This is a genomic window from Allobosea sp. BK604 (assembly GCF_004341515.1).
Classification (GTDB): Bacteria; Pseudomonadota; Alphaproteobacteria; order Rhizobiales; family Beijerinckiaceae; genus Allobosea.
Genome location: NZ_SLZF01000013.1, coordinates 35493 through 52306 on the forward strand (window position 1 = coordinate 35493; position 16814 = coordinate 52306).

16 protein-coding genes are annotated in these 16814 nt (G+C 66.3%); 8 read left to right on the forward strand and 8 right to left on the reverse strand.

Annotated elements, in window-relative coordinates; translation table 11 throughout:
• Window positions 1-186: 186 nt before the first annotated feature.
• Window positions 187-1374, forward strand: coding sequence for an SAM-dependent methyltransferase (locus EV560_RS31155; protein WP_248312293.1), 1188 nt, complete (start codon window positions 187-189; stop codon window positions 1372-1374).
• A gap of 110 nt (window positions 1375-1484) precedes the next feature.
• Here EV560_RS31155 and EV560_RS31160 read toward each other — a convergent pair whose 3' ends face one another.
• From EV560_RS31160 to hutI, 5 genes are all read right to left on the reverse strand, one after another.
• Window positions 1485-2072: a HutD/Ves family protein gene (locus EV560_RS31160; protein ID WP_131859750.1), complete on the reverse strand. Its 588-nt coding sequence runs from the start codon at window positions 2070-2072 to the stop codon at window positions 1485-1487.
• A gap of 168 nt (window positions 2073-2240) precedes the next feature.
• Window positions 2241-3908: a urocanate hydratase gene (gene hutU / locus EV560_RS31165; RefSeq protein WP_131859751.1), complete on the reverse strand. Its 1668-nt coding sequence runs from the start codon at window positions 3906-3908 to the stop codon at window positions 2241-2243.
• Window positions 3905-4714, reverse strand: coding sequence for an N-formylglutamate deformylase (gene hutG, locus EV560_RS31170; protein WP_131859752.1), 810 nt, complete (start codon window positions 4712-4714; stop codon window positions 3905-3907). The genes hutU and hutG overlap by 4 nt, the downstream gene beginning before the upstream one ends.
• A gap of 204 nt (window positions 4715-4918) precedes the next feature.
• Window positions 4919-6445, reverse strand: coding sequence for a histidine ammonia-lyase (gene hutH / locus EV560_RS31175; RefSeq protein ID WP_131859753.1), 1527 nt, complete (start codon window positions 6443-6445; stop codon window positions 4919-4921).
• Complete coding sequence (gene hutI / locus EV560_RS31180; protein WP_211201137.1) at window positions 6442-7608, reverse strand: imidazolonepropionase; 1167 nt, start codon at window positions 7606-7608, stop codon at window positions 6442-6444. The genes hutH and hutI overlap by 4 nt, the downstream gene beginning before the upstream one ends.
• A gap of 143 nt (window positions 7609-7751) precedes the next feature.
• Between hutI and EV560_RS31185 the strand changes: the two genes are divergently transcribed.
• A complete protein-coding gene (locus tag EV560_RS31185; RefSeq protein ID WP_248312294.1) occupies window positions 7752-9113 on the forward strand; it encodes a formimidoylglutamate deiminase in 1362 nt (453 codons plus the stop codon).
• Between the two features lie 33 nt (window positions 9114-9146).
• Entirely contained in the window at window positions 9147-9896 is a 750-nt protein-coding gene (locus EV560_RS31190) for a UTRA domain-containing protein (RefSeq protein WP_131859754.1), read from the forward strand.
• Between the two features lie 166 nt (window positions 9897-10062).
• Here the strand turns inward: EV560_RS31190 and EV560_RS36915 are convergent, their stop codons facing one another.
• Window positions 10063-10326, reverse strand: coding sequence for a glycine zipper domain-containing protein (locus EV560_RS36915; RefSeq protein WP_131859910.1), 264 nt, complete (start codon window positions 10324-10326; stop codon window positions 10063-10065).
• Between the two features lie 282 nt (window positions 10327-10608).
• Here EV560_RS36915 and EV560_RS31200 point away from each other — a divergent pair, with 282 nt between their 5' ends.
• The 4 genes from EV560_RS31200 to EV560_RS31215 all read left to right on the forward strand — a co-directional run bounded on the left by EV560_RS31200 (window position 10609) and on the right by EV560_RS31215 (window position 13876).
• A complete protein-coding gene (locus EV560_RS31200) occupies window positions 10609-10995 on the forward strand; it encodes a PRC-barrel domain-containing protein (RefSeq protein WP_131859755.1) in 387 nt (128 codons plus the stop codon).
• A 291-nt stretch (window positions 10996-11286) separates the two neighbouring features.
• Window positions 11287-12180 (forward strand): transglutaminase-like domain-containing protein, encoded by an 894-nt coding sequence (locus tag EV560_RS31205; protein ID WP_131859756.1) that lies wholly within the window; start codon window positions 11287-11289, stop codon window positions 12178-12180.
• On the forward strand, window positions 12177-13124 hold the full coding sequence (locus tag EV560_RS31210) for a diacylglycerol/lipid kinase family protein (protein WP_165923724.1): 948 nt from the start codon (window positions 12177-12179) through the stop codon (window positions 13122-13124). The genes EV560_RS31205 and EV560_RS31210 overlap by 4 nt, the downstream gene beginning before the upstream one ends.
• 77 nt (window positions 13125-13201) lie before the next feature.
• Complete coding sequence (locus EV560_RS31215; protein WP_165923725.1) at window positions 13202-13876, forward strand: phosphatase PAP2 family protein; 675 nt, start codon at window positions 13202-13204, stop codon at window positions 13874-13876.
• Between the two features lie 143 nt (window positions 13877-14019).
• On the opposite strand, the gene EV560_RS31220 is transcribed toward EV560_RS31215, so the two are convergent.
• Both EV560_RS31220 and EV560_RS31225 read right to left on the reverse strand, forming a co-directional pair.
• Window positions 14020-14508, reverse strand: a complete 489-nt coding sequence (locus EV560_RS31220; protein ID WP_165923726.1) for a pyridoxamine 5'-phosphate oxidase family protein — start codon at window positions 14506-14508, stop codon at window positions 14020-14022.
• A gap of 192 nt (window positions 14509-14700) precedes the next feature.
• Window positions 14701-15915 (reverse strand): polyhydroxyalkanoate depolymerase, encoded by a 1215-nt coding sequence (locus tag EV560_RS31225; RefSeq protein ID WP_131859760.1) that lies wholly within the window; start codon window positions 15913-15915, stop codon window positions 14701-14703.
• A gap of 176 nt (window positions 15916-16091) precedes the next feature.
• Between EV560_RS31225 and EV560_RS31230 the strand changes: the two genes are divergently transcribed.
• Window positions 16092-16745, forward strand: a complete 654-nt coding sequence (locus EV560_RS31230; protein WP_131859761.1) for a glutathione S-transferase family protein — start codon at window positions 16092-16094, stop codon at window positions 16743-16745.
• Window positions 16746-16814: the final 69 nt, after the last annotated feature.

Genomic DNA, 16814 nt, shown 5'->3' on the forward strand with positions numbered 1-16814 from the left:
GATATCTCTTCCGGCCCCCGGAACAGCGCAAATCATGCGCGTTAAGCAGTCGGCGCATGCCTTTTGTCTCGTTAGCGGCTTGTTATGCGTTTGCGGCAATTCCGCACTGTATTGCAGGAGTTGCAGCAACCAGAATATCGCACCATTTTAATGACATAGGGGTATTCGCCGACAGGAGTGAAGCTCTTGCGTTCGCTCATTGAATCGATGCTTTCGAAGCTGGTGAAGTCGCAGCCTCTCGAAATCGTCTTCGCGGATGGCTCGCATCGCATGGTTGGACCGGGCAAGCCGCCCGCACTGACCATGCGCATCATGGACCGGCCGACCGAGCTGAAACTCGCATTGAATCCGGAGCTGGCGCTGGGCGAGGCGGTCATGGATGGCCGCGTCGTCGTCGAGCATGGCAGCCTCTACGATCTGCTCGATATGCTGATCGCCGGCCTGCATGGACAGACGCTCTCGGCCTGGGCGCAGACGCTTAGCCGCGCGCGCACCGCCATCCGCCGCTTCAGCCAGAACAACACGCCGACATGGGCGCGGCGCAACGTGGCGCGCCACTACGATCTCAAGGCCGATTTCTTCAAGCTCTTCCTCGACGACGACATGCAGTATTCCTGCGCCTATTTCCCCGAGCCGGGCATCTCGCTGGAGGAGGCGCAGCAGACCAAAAAGCGCAGGCTCATCGCCAAGCTCGCGGTCGAGCCCGGCCAGCGCGTCCTCGATATCGGCTCGGGGTGGGGTGGCCTCGGCCTTTCCATTGCACGCGAGACCGGCGCGACGGTGAAAGGCATCACCTTGTCGACGGAGCAGCTCGCCATCGCGCAAGAGCGGGCGGCGATGGCCAGGCTGCCGGTCGAGTTCAGGCTCGAGGACTATCGCAACGTCACCGGCCCGTTCGATCGCGTCATCTCGGTCGGCATGTTCGAGCATGTCGGCGTCGGCTATTACCGCACTTACTTTCGCAAGATCGCCGAGCTGTTGACGCAGGACGGAGTCGCGCTCGTCCACACCATCGGCCGCACCACGCCGCCCGGCGCGACCAATCCCTTCATCGCCAAATACATCTTCCCGGGCGGCTATATTCCGGCCCTGTCCGAGATCGCGGCGGCGGTCGAGCTGGAAGGGCTGGTCATCACCGATGTCGAGGTGCTGCGCCTGCATTATGCCGAGACGCTGAAGGCCTGGCGCGAGCGCTTCCTCGCCCATCGCGCCGAGGCGGTCGCGATGTATGACGAGCGCTTCGCTCGGATGTGGGAGTTCTACCTCGCCGCTTCCGAGGCGACCTTCCGCCACGACGACCTCGTCGTGTTCCAGCTCCAGCTCGCCAAGAAGCTCGACACGCTGCCGGTCACGCGCACTTACATGGAGCGCTGATATCTGGAGCTAGAGCATTTTCGAGCGAAGTGGATGCCGGTTCGCGTGAAGAAAATGCGTCAAAAAAATAGATAGAGCATTTTCGCGATTCGAAGAAACGCGGAAATGCTCTAGCGCGCCGCGCTTTCCCAAAGCTCGATCGTGAAGATCTCCGCGGCTTCGCGGTCGCTCGCGAGCGTGACGGCCTCGCCAGGTTCCAACAGCGCGCTGTCGCCGATGCCGATCGTATCGAGGCCGTGGCTCGCGGCGATCGTCCAGCCATCGCTGCGGGCAACCAGCATCAGCAGGCCGCTGCTCACGGCAAGTTCGATCGGTCCCGGGTCGGTCAGCCGTTCGACACGGTGCAGCCAGCGGCCACGCCGCGTCATGACGTTGAGATCGTCGATCGGGCCGGCGACGAGCCTGCCCTCGACCGCGCGATCAGCCGCGAAGGAATAAGGCGCGGAGGATTGCTCCAGCCGCATCGTCTCGCCATCGCCGAAGGCGAGCGCGATGCCGTTCCCGGTCAGCACCGACAGCGTCCTGTCGATGCCCGGGAAGCTGGAGAACGGTCCATCCATCCCGACATGCGCCATCGAGACGCGCCAGTCGAATTCGTCGAGCGAGGCACCCGGCGGATGGGCGGCGATTTCGGTGGTGGTGCCGCCGCCGTTCTTCCACGGCATGACCCGGCAGTCGCTGGCGCGGATGATGTGCATGGGATGCCTGCCTTCCGAAAATGCGCGCTTCGCCATAATCGTCATTGCGAGGAGCGTCAGCGACGAAGCAATCCAGGGAGACGTAGAACGCTGGCGCCCCTGGATGGCTTCGCGGAGCCTGCACTCGGGCTTGCCGAAGGCAAAGCCCGGGTGCTCGCAATGACGAGTCTAGCCCAGGATGCCCGGCAGCTTCAGGCCCTTGGCCTTGGCGCACTCGACCGCGATCTCGTAGCCCGCATCGGCATGGCGCATCACACCGGTGGCCGGGTCGTTCCAGAGCACGCGTTCCAGCCGCTTCGCTGCCTCGGGCGTGCCGTCCGCGACGATGACCACGCCGGCATGCTGTGAATAGCCCATGCCGACCCCGCCGCCATGGTGCAGCGAGACCCAGGTGGCGCCGCCGGCGGTGTTGAGCAGGGCGTTGAGCAGCGGCCAGTCGGAAACCGCGTCCGAGCCGTCCTTCATCGCCTCGGTCTCGCGGTTCGGCGAGGCGACCGACCCGGAATCGAGATGGTCGCGGCCGATCACGATCGGCGCCTTGACCTCGCCCCTGGCCACCATCTCGTTGAAGGCGAGGCCGAGCCGATGCCTGTCGCCAAGGCCGACCCAGCAGATCCGCGCCGGGAGGCCCTGGAACTTGATGCGCTCGCGGGCCATGTCGAGCCAGTTATGCAGATGCTTGTCGTCCGGCATCAGCTCCTTCACGCGCTGATCGGTGCGGTAGATATCCTCCGGATCACCCGACAGCGCCGCCCAGCGGAACGGCCCGACGCCGCGGCAGAAGAGCGGGCGGATATAGGCCGGCACGAAGCCGGGGAAGTCGAAGGCGTTGTCGACGCCCATATCCTTCGCCATCTGGCGGATATTATTGCCGTAATCGAGCGTCGGCACGCCCATCCTCTGGAAGTCGAGCATGGCGCGGACATGCACGGCCATCGACTTTTTCGCCGCGTCGATCGTGCCGGCGGGATCGCGCTGCTTGCGCTCCTCCCATTCCTCCAGCGTCCAGCCGGCCGGCAGATAGCCGTTGAGCGGGTCATGCGCCGAAGTCTGGTCGGTGACGACGTCCGGCCGGATGCCACGCTCGACCAGGTCCGGAAAGACCTCGGCGGCGTTGCCGAGCACACCGACCGAGACCGCCTTACCTGCCTTGTGGGCGCGTTCGACGATCTCGAGCGCTTCATCGACGCTGTCTGCCTTCTCGTCGAGATAGCCGGTGCGCAGGCGGAATTCGATCGAGGAGGGCTTGCACTCGACGGCGATCATCGAAGCGCCGGCCATGGTCGCGGCGAGCGGCTGCGCCCCGCCCATGCCGCCGAGCCCGCCGGTCAGGATCCATTTGCCCCTGAGGCTGCCGCCATAATGTTGGCGGCCGACCTCGACGAAGGTCTCATAGGTGCCCTGAACGATGCCCTGCGTGCCGATATAGATCCAGGAGCCGGCGGTCATCTGGCCGTACATCATCAGCCCGGCCTTATCGAGCTCGTGGAAATGCTCCCAATTGGCATAGGCCGGGACGAGATTGGAATTGGCGATCAGCACGCGCGGCGCGTCGGCATGGGTCCGGAAGATGCCGACCGGCTTGCCGGATTGCACCAGCAGGGTCTCGTCGGCTTCGAGCGTGCGCAGGCTCGCGACGATGCGGTCGAAGTCCTCCCATGTGCGGGCGGCGCGGCCGATGCCGCCATAGACCACGAGCTCGCCCGGCTTCTCGGCGACGTCGGGATCGAGATTGTTCATCAGCATGCGCAGCGCGGCTTCGGTCAGCCAGCTCTTGGCACTGCGCTCGCTGCCCTTCGGGCTGCGGATGACGCGGCTATTGTCGATGCGGGTCATGAATGGCTCCGTTCGAGCTTGGTCGCCGCGTCCAATGCGGCTTCGATGATCGAGGCGAGGGCGGCCTGCAGCTTGCCAGCCTTGGGCGCATCGAAGCGCCAGGGCGGCGCCTCCTCGCTGAGATAGGCCGAGAGCGCGATTTCCATCTGGATGCCGTGGACATGCTCTGCCGGCTGGCCGTAATGCCGGGTGATCCAGCCGCCCTTGAAGCGGCCATTGGCGACATGGCTGAAGCCGGTCTGGCCCAGCGCCGCTTCGGCGGCCTTCCCGACTTCGGGCGCACAGCTTGCGCCGGAATTGGTGCCGAGATTCAGCGTCGGTAGCGTACCGGGGAAGAGGCGCGGGATCACCGATTTGATCGAGTGGCAATCCCAGAGCAGGCAGAAACCGTGCGCCGCCTTCACCCGCGCGACCTCGGCCGCAAGTGCATCGTGATAGGGCTGGAAATAGGCCCGCCTGCGCCTGGCGATCTCGGCCTCGTCCGGCGGCATCAGCCAGATCGGCTCGCCGTCGAAGGTCGTGGTCGGCACGAGTTCCGTGGTCGCCTGTCCCGGATAGAGCGAGACGCCGGACGGGTCTCTGTTCACGTCGATGACATAGCGCGACAGCCCGGCCTCGACGATGCTCGGCTGGAGGTGCTCCGCGAAGGCATAGAGCTGGCGCATGTGCCAGTCGGTATCCTCGACCTGCCTGCCGCGCTCGGTGAGCGCTGCCGCGACCTCCTCCGGCAGGCCGGTGCCGGGATGCGGCATGGAGAGGATGAGCGGGGAGGCGCCCGGCGTGACGCTGACGATATCAGTGGTCATTGGCATGCCCTTGTTCGGCGTCCGAGGTTCTTCCCGTCTCCCCTTGCGGGAGAAGGTGCCAGTGCGAAGCGCTGACGGATGAGGCGTCGCGCCACGCTGTTCGAATTGCGCCCTTTCCAAGCGCGCCAGCGATCGGCGCCGCGCGACACCTCACCCCCGCCCTCTCCCGCAAGGGAAGAGGGGCTCTTTCGAGGTGGATCGCGATCACGCCGGGAACTCCGCAAAACTATCCAACCCCGCCGCCTTGCCGAGCGCGCCCGACAGCACGAGTTCTGTCGCCGCCGCCAGGTCGGGCGCGAGATAGCGGTCGGCGTCCAGCGGCGCGATCTTGCCGCGGATCAGCGCCAGCACCGGCTCGAGCCGCGGGCTGGTCTTCATCGGCCGATGGTGCTCGATGGCTTCCGCCGCTGCCATCAGCTCGATGCCGATGATGCTCGCCGCATTCTTGGCCATGTCGAGCAGCCGGAAGGCGCCATGCGTCGCCATCGAGACATGATCCTCCTGGTTGGCCGAGGTCGGGATCGTGTCCACGGAGGCTGGATAGGCCTTCTGCTTGTTCTCCGACGCCAGCGCCGCCGCCGTGACCTGCGCGATCATGAAGCCGGAATTCAGGCCGGCGTCGCGGGCCAGGAAGGGCGGCAGCCCGCTCATGACGGGATCGACCAGCAGCGCCATGCGCCGCTCCGACAGGTTGCCGATCTCACATACGCCCATGGCCAGTATATCCGCGGCGAAGGCGACCGGCTCGGCGTGGAAATTGCCGCCCGAGACGATCTCGCCCGGCCCGAGCACGAGCGGGTTGTCGGTCACCGCATTCGCCTCGATCGCGAGCGTCGCCGCGGCATTGGCGAGCAGGTCGCGCACCGCGCCCATCACCTGCGGCTGGCAGCGCAAGGAATAAGGGTCCTGCACCTTGCTGTCGCCGAAGCGATGGCTCTCGCGGATCTCGCTGCCGGCGACGAGTTCGAGCAATGTCGCGGCGACCTTGATCTGGCCGGGCTGGCCGCGCAGCTTCTGGATGCGCGGGTCGAACGGCGTATCCGAGCCTTTCAGCGCATCGACCGAGAGCGCGCCGGCGATCAGCGCCGCGTCGAAGACATGGGCGATGTCGCTCAAAGCCTTCAGCGCGATCGCGGTCGAGACCTGCGTGCCGTTGATCAGCGCCAGGCCCTCCTTGGCGCCGAGCGTCAGCGGCTCCTGGCCGATACGCTTCAGCGCCTCCCCGGCGGGCAGTATCTCGCCTTTCAGCCTGATCTCGCCTACGCCCATCAGCGCCGCCGTGAGATGGGCGAGGGGAGCGAGGTCGCCGGAGGCGCCGACCGAACCCTTGGCCGGCACGACCGGCAGCGCATCCGCCTTGAGCGCGCCCGCGAGCGCCTCGACCACGACAGGCCGCACGCCAGAGGCGCCGCGCGCCAGGCTGGCGGCCTTCATGGCGAGGATGAGCCTGACGACATCGTCGGGCAGGGCAGGGCCGGTGCCGATCGCATGCGAGAGGATGAGGTTGCGCTGCAAGGTGGTGAGGTCGGCATCGGCGATGCGCACGCTGGCGAGCTTGCCGAAGCCGGTATTGACGCCATAAGTCACCGTGCCGGCCGCGACGATCTCGTCGACGATCGCCTGCGCCGCTGCGAGCGCCCTGGTGTCCGAGAGCGCGATGGCGGTGCCGCCGAGCACGCTGCGCCAATGCGAGAGCGCTGCCTCGCCGGGTGTCAGGGATAAAGCGGTCATTGGCCGTTCCAGATGCGGGCGTGAAGCGGGTTGAAGCCGATGCGGTAGGCGAGCTCGGCCGGGCGCTCGATCTCCCAGATCGCGAGGTCGCAGAACTTGCCGGCCTCCAGCGTGCCGATCTCGTTGTGCATGCCGAGCGCCTTGGCGGCGTTGCGCGTCAGCCCGGCCAGCGCCTCCTCCGGTGTCAGGCGGAAGAGAGTGCAGGCCATGTTCATCACCAGCAGCGGCGAGGTCAGCGGCGAGGAGCCGGGATTGGCATCGGTCGCGAGCGCGATCGGCACGCCATGCTGGCGCAGCAGCTCGATCGGCGGTTTCTGCGTCTCGCGCAGGAAGTAGAAGGCGCCGGGCAGGATCACCGCGACGGTGCCGGCCTTCGCCATGGCGGTGACGCCGGCCTCGTCGAGATATTCGAGATGGTCGGCCGAGAGCGCGCCATGCTCGGCCGCGAGCCTGGCGCCGCCGAGATTGGAGAGCTGCTCGGCATGGATCTTGACAGGCAACCCCTTGGCCTTGGCCGCCGCGAAGAGCCGCGCCGTCTCCTCGGGCGAGAAAGCGATTCCTTCGCAGAAGACATCGACGGCATCGGCCAGGCCCTGCGCCGCGACCGCGTCCAGCATCGGCCCGGCGACGAGATCGATATACGCGCCGGAGCGGCCCGCGAATTCCGGGGGCACCGCATGGGCGCCGAGGAAGGTGGTGCGCACCCTGACCGAGCGCTCGCGGCCGAGCCGACGCGCCACGGTCAATTGCTTCAGCTCGGCCTGCGGCTCGAGCCCATAGCCCGACTTGATCTCGACGCTGGTGACCCCTTCTTCCATCAGCGCCGCGAGCCGCGTGTCGGCGCTGGTGAACAGCTCCGCCTCGCTCGCGGCACGCGTCGCCTTCACCGTCGAGAGGATGCCGCCGCCGGCTCGCGCGATCTCCTCATAGCTCGCACCCTGCAGGCGCAGCTCGAATTCATGCGCGCGATCGCCGCCATAGACGAGATGGGTGTGGCAATCGATCAGACCTGGGGTGATCCAGCGTCCGCCGCAATCGACCGTCTCGCGGGCAACGAAGGCCGGAGCATCCTTGCGCGCTCCCACCCAGACGATGCGACCGTCCTTCGCGGCGATGAGCCCGTCCTCGATCGCGCCGTATGGCGCCGATGCGCCCGCCGCCATGGTCGCGAGCCGGGCGTGGGTCCATACTGTGTCGCAGCTCAGGCTCTGATTGGGCTGTCCCGCCACGTCGCTCCCTTTCGACTATCCTTCCGATCAGACTATGCTATCTAATTGCATATGCAAATAGCAAGCGGAGAGCCGGCGTGACCCTGAACCTGCACTTGCAGCAGGCCCTCCTGCCCGAGGGTTTTGCCGAGGATGTGGCGCTTTCCGTCGAAGACGGGGCGATCGCCTCTGTCGCGATCGGCGTGCCGCCGGCGGAAAGCGCGCTCAGGCTCGATGGGCTGGCACTGCCCGGCATGCCGAACCTGCACAGCCATGCCTTCCAGCGCGGCATGGCCGGGCTCTCCGAGCGCCGCGGCGCGAGCGAGGATTCGTTCTGGACCTGGCGCGAGGTGATGTATCGCTTCCTCGACCGGCTCGATCCCGACGATGTCCAGGCCATCGCGGCGCAGGCCTTCGTCGAGATGCTGGAGGGCGGCTTCACCGCGCTCGCCGAATTCCACTACCTGCATCACGACAAGGACGGACGCCCCTATGCCGATATCGCCGCGATGGCCGGTGCCATTGCCGCGGCCGCGGAGGAGACGGGCCTGGGCCTCACCTTGCTGCCGGTGCTTTATCGCTATGGTAATTTCGGCGAGGCGCCGCCGGTCCATGGCCAGCGCCGCTTCGTCAACGACCCGGACAGCTATCAGCGGCTGATCGACGCGAGCGAGGCGGCGATCGGCCATTTGCCCGACGCCCGGCTCGGCCTCGCGCCGCATTCGCTGCGTGCGGTCGGCAAGGCCGATCTGACCTGGCTCACCGCCCTGCGACCGGACGGTCCGTTCCATATCCATGTCGCCGAGCAGACGCGCGAGGTCGAGGACAGCCTCGAGATCACCGGCCGCCGTCCCGTCGAGCTGCTGCTGGATGCGGTCGGGCTCGATCAGCGCTGGTGCCTGATCCACGCCACCCATCTCAGCGATGGCGAGCGTGACGCCATCGCCCGGAGCGGCGCGGTCGCGGGCCTTTGCCCCATCACGGAATCGAATCTCGGCGACGGCATTTTCGATGGCGTTCGCTATCGCGCGGCGGCCGGCCGCTTCGGCGTCGGCAGCGATTCCAACGTGCAGATCGATGCCGGCGCCGAGCTGCGCCAGCTCGAATATTCGCAGCGCCTGCGCGATCGGCGCCGGTCGCTCCTGGCCGAGCAGCAGGCCTCGACCGGGCTGGCGCTCTGGCGCAATGCCTGCGCCGGCGGCGCCCAGGCTTGCGGCCGCGCCATCGGCGAGATCAAGGTCGGCAGCCGCGCCGACCTCGTCACGCTCGACCTCGACCACCCCGCGCTCGTGGGCAAAGCCGGCGAGGCCGCGCTCGACAGCGCCATCTTCGCCGCCAATGCGCTGCCTTTGCGCGATGTGCTGGTTGGTGGCAGGAGAGTCGTCAGCGACGGACGGCATCTCGCCGGCGCCGCCATTGCCAAGCGCTTCGGCGTGGTGATGCGGCGGCTGCTGGGCTGAGCGTGGAAGGGTTCTTGATCGTGACGAGGCATCATGTCGGATAATGGGCTCGATGCCGTGAAGCTCGATGGCGCCGGGCCGGTCTACGACCAGATCCGCCGCGCCATCCGCGATCTCGTCTTGAACGGCGCCTGGCCGCCCGGCACCTCGGTTCCGCCCGAACATGCGCTGATGGAACGTCTCGGTGCGTCCCGCATGACCGTGCACCGCGCGCTCGTCCAGCTCGCGCGCGAAGGCCTGATCACCCGCAGGCGCCGCTCCGGCACGGTGGTGGCGAGCCCGCCGGCGAGCCACGCCATGCTCGACATTCTCTCGATCCCGGACGAGGTCCGGCGCCTCGGCCAGGATTATTCTTTCGAGATCCTGTCGCGTCGCGACGGCAAGCCGGCTCCCGAGGTCGCGGCCTTGTTCGAGCTCAAGCGCGCGGCGCCTGTCATCCATCTCGTCACCCGGCATCTCAGCGGTGGTCAGCCGCATGTGCTGGAGGAGCGCGTGATCCACCTTGCGACGGTGCCGGGTGCGGCCGACGAGAGCTTCGAGACGGTGCCGCCTGGCGACTGGCTGCTGCAGCACAGCCTGTGGTCGCAGGCCGAACATGCCCTGAGCGCCGTCGCGGCCGGCCCACGAGAGGCCGAGCTGCTCGGCATCGGCCGCGGCGAGCCCTGCCTTCTCGTCGAGCGCCGGACCTGGAACCAGGAGAGCCCGGTCACTGCCGTGAGGCTGCTCTATCCTGGCGGGCGGCATCGCTTCGTCGGTCGCTTCGGGCCATATGGCAGGGTCTGAGCATTTCAACGTTTCTTGGATTCGCGAAAATTCTCTAAGACTCTGTTTTTATTAGTTTTTTTAACGTGAACCGGTACCCACTTTGCTCGAAAATGCCCTAGCACGCAACAAAAAGGGACCGCCACGCGCTTGTGACGGTCCCGGCACCACGCTGATTGCGTTTCGATCAGCAATCGTAGCGGAAGCGGCGACCAAATTCGTCGCGCCCGACGCAGGTCCGCGTGGGCGACGTGGCCGATCCGATGATCGCGCCGCCGACACCGCCGATCGCCGCGCCAGCTGCCGCGCCGCCGGCACGCCCCGTGGCCAGGCCACCGATGACCGCACCTGTACCAGCGCCGATCAGCGCTCCGCCTGCCGTCCGTTCCTCATGGGCGGTGCACGCGCCGAGGGCAGCGGAGAAGGCCGCGACGATGAGGATTTTCTTCATGGTGTGCAGCTCCTTGGGTGACGGTAGCCGAAGGCATGCCTCAAGCCCCGTTAGTTTCGACGGTGTTGATCGATGGCTGTCAACGCCCGCGCTGGCCGAAGGTTCCTGAATGGGACGCAGGGTCAGGAAAATGAGACGCTGGCTACACACAGCCCGGTTGAAGGGAACGTGAAAGACGCTGGAACCTTCTTCGGTGAGCGGCGTTTTCAGGTCAGTCTTCAGCGGCAAGTCAGCCTTCATCGGCGGGACCGCGCCGCATCCCGGATCACGGAGGAAAGTCAGATGACCGATCTCTCGACGGCCACCACCACCACGTCGGCCAACCCGCTGATTGCCGGCGCGCGTGTCGCCGGCACCGATGTCTACAACACGGCCGGCGATCATCTCGGCGAGATCTACGACGTGATGCTCGACAAGCAGACAGGCAAGGTCGCCTACGCGATCATGTCCTTCGGCGGCTTTCTCGGCCTTGGCGAGAAATATCATCCGATCCCCTGGAGCGTGCTCGATTACGACACCAACCGTGGTGGCTATATCGTGCCGCTGACCAAGGAAAAGCTCGAGGCGGCGCCCATGTATGACAGCGAGGGCGAGCCGGACTGGGACGACAAGGCTTACGGCAAGCGCGTCCACGACTACTACGGCACGATGCCGTACTGGATGATGTAGACGCCAGCCGCATCTGGGGCATTTTCGCGGTGCTGATCATCGGTGCTGCTTGAAGATGCTTTCGTTGCAGGTCGCGGCGGTTGCTATCCCCCCAGCCGAACCGTCGTGACGGCGGGATGCGGGCCGAAAGGCCCGCATCTTCTTTTTTTAGCTGCTCCATGCCGCGATTTTAGGCTTCCCTGCGAGGAACCAAAGCGCCCTCTGCGCGTCCCTTTGGCAGCACATTTTCATCACATCGCCGGTTCGCCCAGCCGCCGTTCACGGCGCGGCGCCCGCAGCAAGGAGGCCGTAATGCTGATCCGCTATGGCTACCGGATAGAGATCGTCTGCGGGCACGAACTGCCGCTGATCACCATGCTCGACGTCCACCCCTCCCGGCGCCATGATCTGTCGAAGCCCGACGAGATGGTCGTGACGGCGCTGGCCGATCCCTCGGCCTTCGTGCCGACGACGCAATATCTCGACCAGTTCGGCAATATCTGTCGCCGCCTGGTCGCACCGCCCGGCGGGATCCTCCTTCAATCGGAAGGCGTCGTCTATGATTCCGGCGAGCCGGATGTCGTCAACGCCGCGGCGCGCGAGGTTCCGCCCTCGCGCCTGCCGGACGAGGCGCTCGTCTACCTGCTCGGCAGCCGTTATTGCGAGACCGACAAGCTCGCCGACCGCGCCTGGAGCCTCTTCGGTCATTTGCCGCCCGGCTGGGCCCGGGTGCAGGCGGTGGTCGATTTCGTCCATAACCACCTGACCTTCGGCTACGCCTTCGCGCGCAACACCCGCACGGCCGCCGAGGCCTTCGAGGAGCGTATCGGCGTCTGCCGTGACTTCGCCCATCTTGCGATCACATTGTGCCGCTGCCTCAACATCCCCGCGCGCTATTGCAACGGCTATCTCGGCGATATCGGCATCGAGCCCAACCCGGCCCCGATGGATTTCAACGCCTGGTTCGAGGCCTATCTCGGCAATCGCTGGTACACGTTCGATGCGCGTCACAACATGCCGCGGATCGGCCGTGTCGTGATCGCGCGTGGGCGCGATGCCACCGATGTCGCCATGCTCAATAGTTTCGGCCAGCACGGCCTGCAGCGTTTCGAGGTCACGACCGAGGAGATCGAGGACGTGCTGCCTGAGCTGCCCCACCTGCCGGGCAACGGACAATGGCACGAGGATCGCGCCATCTCGTCGTGAACGACTTGCAACTCGCCGGGTACGAGCACACCTCCCTCGGCGTGATGCGTTACATCGTCGTCATCAACGCACGGGCGGGAACCGTGCTCGAAGCGGGCTCCGAGGCCTTCGCCGACCGTATCGAGGCCGCGTTCAGGGCCAACGGTCGCGAAGCCGAGGTCAAGCTCGTCCATCCGCGCGATCTGGACGATGCTCTCTCGCTCGCGATCGAGGAGGGCGGGGCCATTCCCGTCATCGCCGGCGGCGACGGCACCATCAACCGCGTCCTGCCGATCCTGCTGCAATGCGAGCGCCCGGTCGGCATCCTGCCGCTCGGCACGGTGAACGTCCTGGGACGCGATCTCGGGCTCGCCGGCCCGCTCGAGCACCAGATCCAGGCGCTCTGCGAGGGCGAGCCGGTGACGATGGATCTCGGCCGCGTCAATGACCGCCTGTTCCATTCGCTCTCGGGCATGGGCTTTTTCAGCCTGATGGCGCGCGAGCGTGAATTCGCCCGCAGGCGCTTCCCCTTCAGCCGGGCCGTGGCCTTCGTCGTGGCCGCGACGCGCTCGATCCTGTTCACGCGCGCCATCACCGTCGATATCCGCGTCGGCGATCAGCATCGGCAGGTCCAGGCCGATGCGGTGCTCGTCACCATCAACAGCTTCGACGGCATCGAATGGCGCCGGGCTCGGCTGGATGGCGGGCATTTCGAGGTGCATATCCTCAATGCCGGTGGCCTGATCTCGCGCGCCGGGGCGGCGTTCGCGGTCGCCTCCGGCCGCTGGCGCTCGTCGAAGCACCTGACCTCCTTCACCGGCGAGGAGATCACGCTGATCCGGCGCGACAAGCGCCGCGGCCACATCACTTTCGATGGCGAGGTCCAGCGCACGCCCGGCCCCTTCGCCTATCGCCTCCTGCCCAAGGCGGTGCAGGTCATTGCCGCCCGTCCACAGACCGTTTGACGGCGGGTTGTTAAGCCGTCTCAATTCCGGCGTGTTCTCAGCCTCTCAGGAACCCGATGTTCTCGCTCCAGCCTCGCGTGCTCGTCCCCATCGCTGCCGCCTTCGGTTTCGTCGGCCTAGCCACGTTCATCGCATCCGGGCACAGCTTTGACTTCGACCGTAGCCTCGTCCTGATCTTCCGCGAGGCCGGCGACCCGTCGACGCCGATCGGCCCGGCCTGGCTGCGCGAGGCGATGCGCGACGTCTCCGGTCTCGGCAGCTTCGTCGGGCTCGGCATGATGACGATCGCCGCGACGCTGACGCTCTGGCTCTGCGGCTTCCGGCATCTCGCGGTCGGCCTCACGCTCAGCGTCGTCACCGCGACACTGGTCAGCACCGGGCTGAAGATCGCGTTCGGCCGGGAGCGCCCCGATATCGTCGCGCATACGGCGCTGACCTTCACGGCGAGTTTCCCGAGCGGCCACGCCTTCCTCTCCGCTGTGACGCTGCTCAGCATCGCCGGCTTCATCGGCCTGGCCTCGCGCCGCCCGGACATCACGCGCGTCTGCCTCTGGCTGGCCTGGTTCATGATCATCATGATCGGCATCAGCCGGGTCTATCTCGGCGTGCATTGGCCGACCGACGTCATTGCCGGGTGGTGCCTGGGCGTCGCCTGGTCGAGCCTGGCCGTGGCCTATCTCGGCCGCAGGATGGCGGAGTCGGAGAAGTCGCTGGTGCAGGCGGTGGCGCCGGCCGAGCAGCCGACCCGCTAGAGATTTCCGCGCTTCTCCGAATCCCGAAAACGCTCTATCTATTTGTTTTTAAGGCATTTTCTTCACGCGAATCGGTGTCCACTTCGCTCGAAAATGCTGCAGCATCGGACCGAAAAGAGGGCGCGCGGCGATCCAGCGCTCATTCAGCGCATGTCGATCGTGGTGTTGACGCCGAGGTCGGGCGCTCGCCCCAAGAGCTTGGCGGTCGCGAGCTTGAAGGCGATGACCACGCCGCTCGACGGGCCGTTCCAGATCTCGGCCGAGATCGGGTGGAGCGCGAGCAGCGTCACGTCGGGATCGTCCGGCCCGCCTGGAAACCAGGCGCCGGTGATCGGATTCCACACCTGCTTCAACAGTTCGGCATCGTCGATCCGCGTCGCCTCGCATTCGATCGCCGCATAGAAATTGCGGTCCTCGTCACTGATCGCGATCGAGGCCGTGCCGAGCGGCTCAATCTCTTCGACCGGCCCGGTATGGCTATGCGTGACGAAAAGCAGGCGATGGTTCTCGCGGTCGAGATGGCCCGACATCGGCCGGGTCCTCGGCTTGCCGCCGACCACGGTCGTCATCATCACCACGGGATGGTCGTTGAGCATGGCCCAGATTCGCTGCTGGAATTCGGTTTCGGCCATCGTCGTTCCCCTTGCCTGCGTCGCTGCCGCGATATCCCGCAATGCAAACGCGTCGCCGCGTCGAACGTTCCTGGCGGGCGTGGTCACGCAGCCTGACGAAACGCGAGCAGTCTCGTCGTTCTTCGAAGGCGCGGCAATCCTCATATGCGCCGGAGCGGCCCCGAGGCCGGCGCATCGCAGGCCGGGTTCCGCTCAGCTATTGGCGAGGATCATGTTGCGGACGATCGGGTAGATTTGCCCCTCCCATTTCCGCCCCGAGAACACGCCGTAATGGCCGACCCCGGCCTGCATGTGGTGGCGCTTGCGGAAGGGCTTCAGTCCGCGGCACAGGTCATGCGCGGCGGCGGTCTGGCCGAGCGAGCAGATATCGTCGCGCTCGCCCTCGACAGTGAGCAGCGCCGTCTTGCGGATGGCGGAGCAATCGACCGTCTCGCCGCGATGGGTCGGCGTCCCGGCGGCGAGCCGCGCCTCCTGGAAGATCCACTGCACGGTCTCGAGATAGAACTCCGCCGGCAGGTCGAGCACCGCGAAATACTCGTCGTAGAAGGTCTTGATCACCTGCGCCTTCTCGGCCTCGCCGGTGGCGAGATGGGTGAACATGTCGATATGGGCGTTGACGTGCCGGGTCAGGTTCATCGCCATGAAGGCGCCGAGCTGGACGAAGCCGGGATAGACCCGCCGGCCCGCGCCGGCATAGCGCGCGGGCACCGTCGCGATCAGGTTCTTCTCGAACCATCCGATCGGCTTCTCCATCGCGAGCCTGTTGACCGTGGTCGGGTTGATGCGCGTGTCGACCGGTCCGGCCATCAGCGTCATGCTGCGCGGCTGGGCCGCGTGGCCCGCCTGCGCCATCACGGCCGCCGCCGTGAGTACCTGGACGCAGGGTTGGCACACGGCGACGACATGCGTCTGATCGCCCAGCGTCTCGATGAAGCGGATCAGGTAGTCGACATAATCGTCATAGCCGAAGACGCCGTCGCCATGCCGGACGTCGCGCGCATTGTGCCAGTCGGTGATGTAGACGTCGTGATCCTGGAGCAGCACGGCCACGGTATGCCGCAGCAGGGTGGAGAAATGGCCGGACATCGGCGCCACCACCAGCACCTTGGACTGCGCCACCTCGCTGTCCTTCCTGAAGCGCAGCAGGCTGCCGAAGGGCAGGGCGAGCGCCACCTCCTCGCGGACCGCCAGATCGTGGTTGCCGATGCGCACGCTGTCGATCTGGTACGGCGGCCGGACATGGGTCAGCCCGGCGCGGGTCACCATCTCATAGGCCGCTGCCACGACCCGGATATCGATCGGCTCTCCCGTCAGTGCCCTGGCGCCGAGCGCCGTCAGTGCCGCCTGGGCGAGCATTCGGGCCGGATTGATCAGGTCGGACTGGGCTTGATAGGCAGCGTAGAGCATCAGCGAGCGACCTCGATCGACCGGGCCTGACGCAGGGCCCGGCCGTTGCCACGGAGCTGCGCCATAGCCTCATGTTGCGCTGCAATATGGCGGCGATGCAAGGATGTTCTGCTATGTCTCATTCGATGGAACATCTCTTGCTATGAAGCTTGGCATATGCCGCAGAGGATTCCGCCATGGCTCCAACGACCCTGACGATCAGTAGCAAGAATTATTCCTCCTGGTCGTTGCGCGGCTGGCTGCTCTGCACCATGGCGGGGCTTGATTTCGAGGAGCATGTCCTGCCGGTCGACGATCCTTCGACCCGGGCCGAGCTGCTGCTGCTCTCGCCCTCCTTCCTGGTGCCATGCCTGCGGCATGACGGCGTCACGGTCTGGGACACACTCGCCATCGCGGCCTATCTCGACGAGATCGAGCCGGAGGCCGGGCTGCTGCCGCAGGATGTGAAGGCACGTGCGCATTGCCGCGCGATCTGCGGCGAGATGCATTCCGGTTTCGCCAATCTGCGCTCCGCCCTGCCGATGAACCTCAGGGCGCATTATCCGGGCTTCAAGGTCTGGGCCGGTGCGCAGGCCGATATCGACCGTGTCACCGAGATCTGGCGCGAATGCATCGAGACCTATGGCGGGCCCTATCTCTTCGGCGGACTGTCCATGGCGGATGCGATGTACGCCCCGGTCTGCCTGCGCTTCCTGACCTATGACGTCGCGCTCGATCCGATTTCGAAGGCCTATTGCCGGACGATCGCCGAATGGCCGGCGCTGCAGCGCTGGATCGCCGCTGCCAGGACCGAGCCGGACGAGCTCGAGGAACTCGACGCCGAGTTCTGAACGCTCGACACCGGCCCCCAGCATACCGTATGCGAGACCTCGCGCTGGCTCGACATGAGCCAGGCGAAT

Coding starts and splice junctions, on each gene's coding strand:
- hutH (WP_131859753.1), bottom strand. CDS start 6,445: ATGACCGCTTTATCCCTGACACCCGGCGAGGCAGCGCTCTCGCATTGG.
- EV560_RS31225 (WP_131859760.1), bottom strand. CDS start 15,915: ATGCTCTACGCTGCCTATCAAGCCCAGTCCGACCTGATCAATCCGGCC.
- EV560_RS31160 (WP_131859750.1), bottom strand. CDS start 2,072: ATGCACATCATCCGCGCCAGCGACTGCCGGGTCATGCCGTGGAAGAAC.
- EV560_RS36915 (WP_131859910.1), bottom strand. CDS start 10,326: ATGAAGAAAATCCTCATCGTCGCGGCCTTCTCCGCTGCCCTCGGCGCG.
- EV560_RS31230 (WP_131859761.1), top strand. CDS start 16,092: ATGGCTCCAACGACCCTGACGATCAGTAGCAAGAATTATTCCTCCTGG.
- hutU (WP_131859751.1), bottom strand. CDS start 3,908: ATGACCCGCATCGACAATAGCCGCGTCATCCGCAGCCCGAAGGGCAGC.
- EV560_RS31220 (WP_165923726.1), bottom strand. CDS start 14,508: ATGGCCGAAACCGAATTCCAGCAGCGAATCTGGGCCATGCTCAACGAC.
- hutI (WP_211201137.1), bottom strand. CDS start 7,608: ATGGCGGCGGGCGCATCGGCGCCATACGGCGCGATCGAGGACGGGCTC.
- EV560_RS31200 (WP_131859755.1), top strand. CDS start 10,609: ATGACCGATCTCTCGACGGCCACCACCACCACGTCGGCCAACCCGCTG.
- EV560_RS31205 (WP_131859756.1), top strand. CDS start 11,287: ATGCTGATCCGCTATGGCTACCGGATAGAGATCGTCTGCGGGCACGAA.
- EV560_RS31190 (WP_131859754.1), top strand. CDS start 9,147: ATGTCGGATAATGGGCTCGATGCCGTGAAGCTCGATGGCGCCGGGCCG.
- hutG (WP_131859752.1), bottom strand. CDS start 4,714: ATGACCACTGATATCGTCAGCGTCACGCCGGGCGCCTCCCCGCTCATC.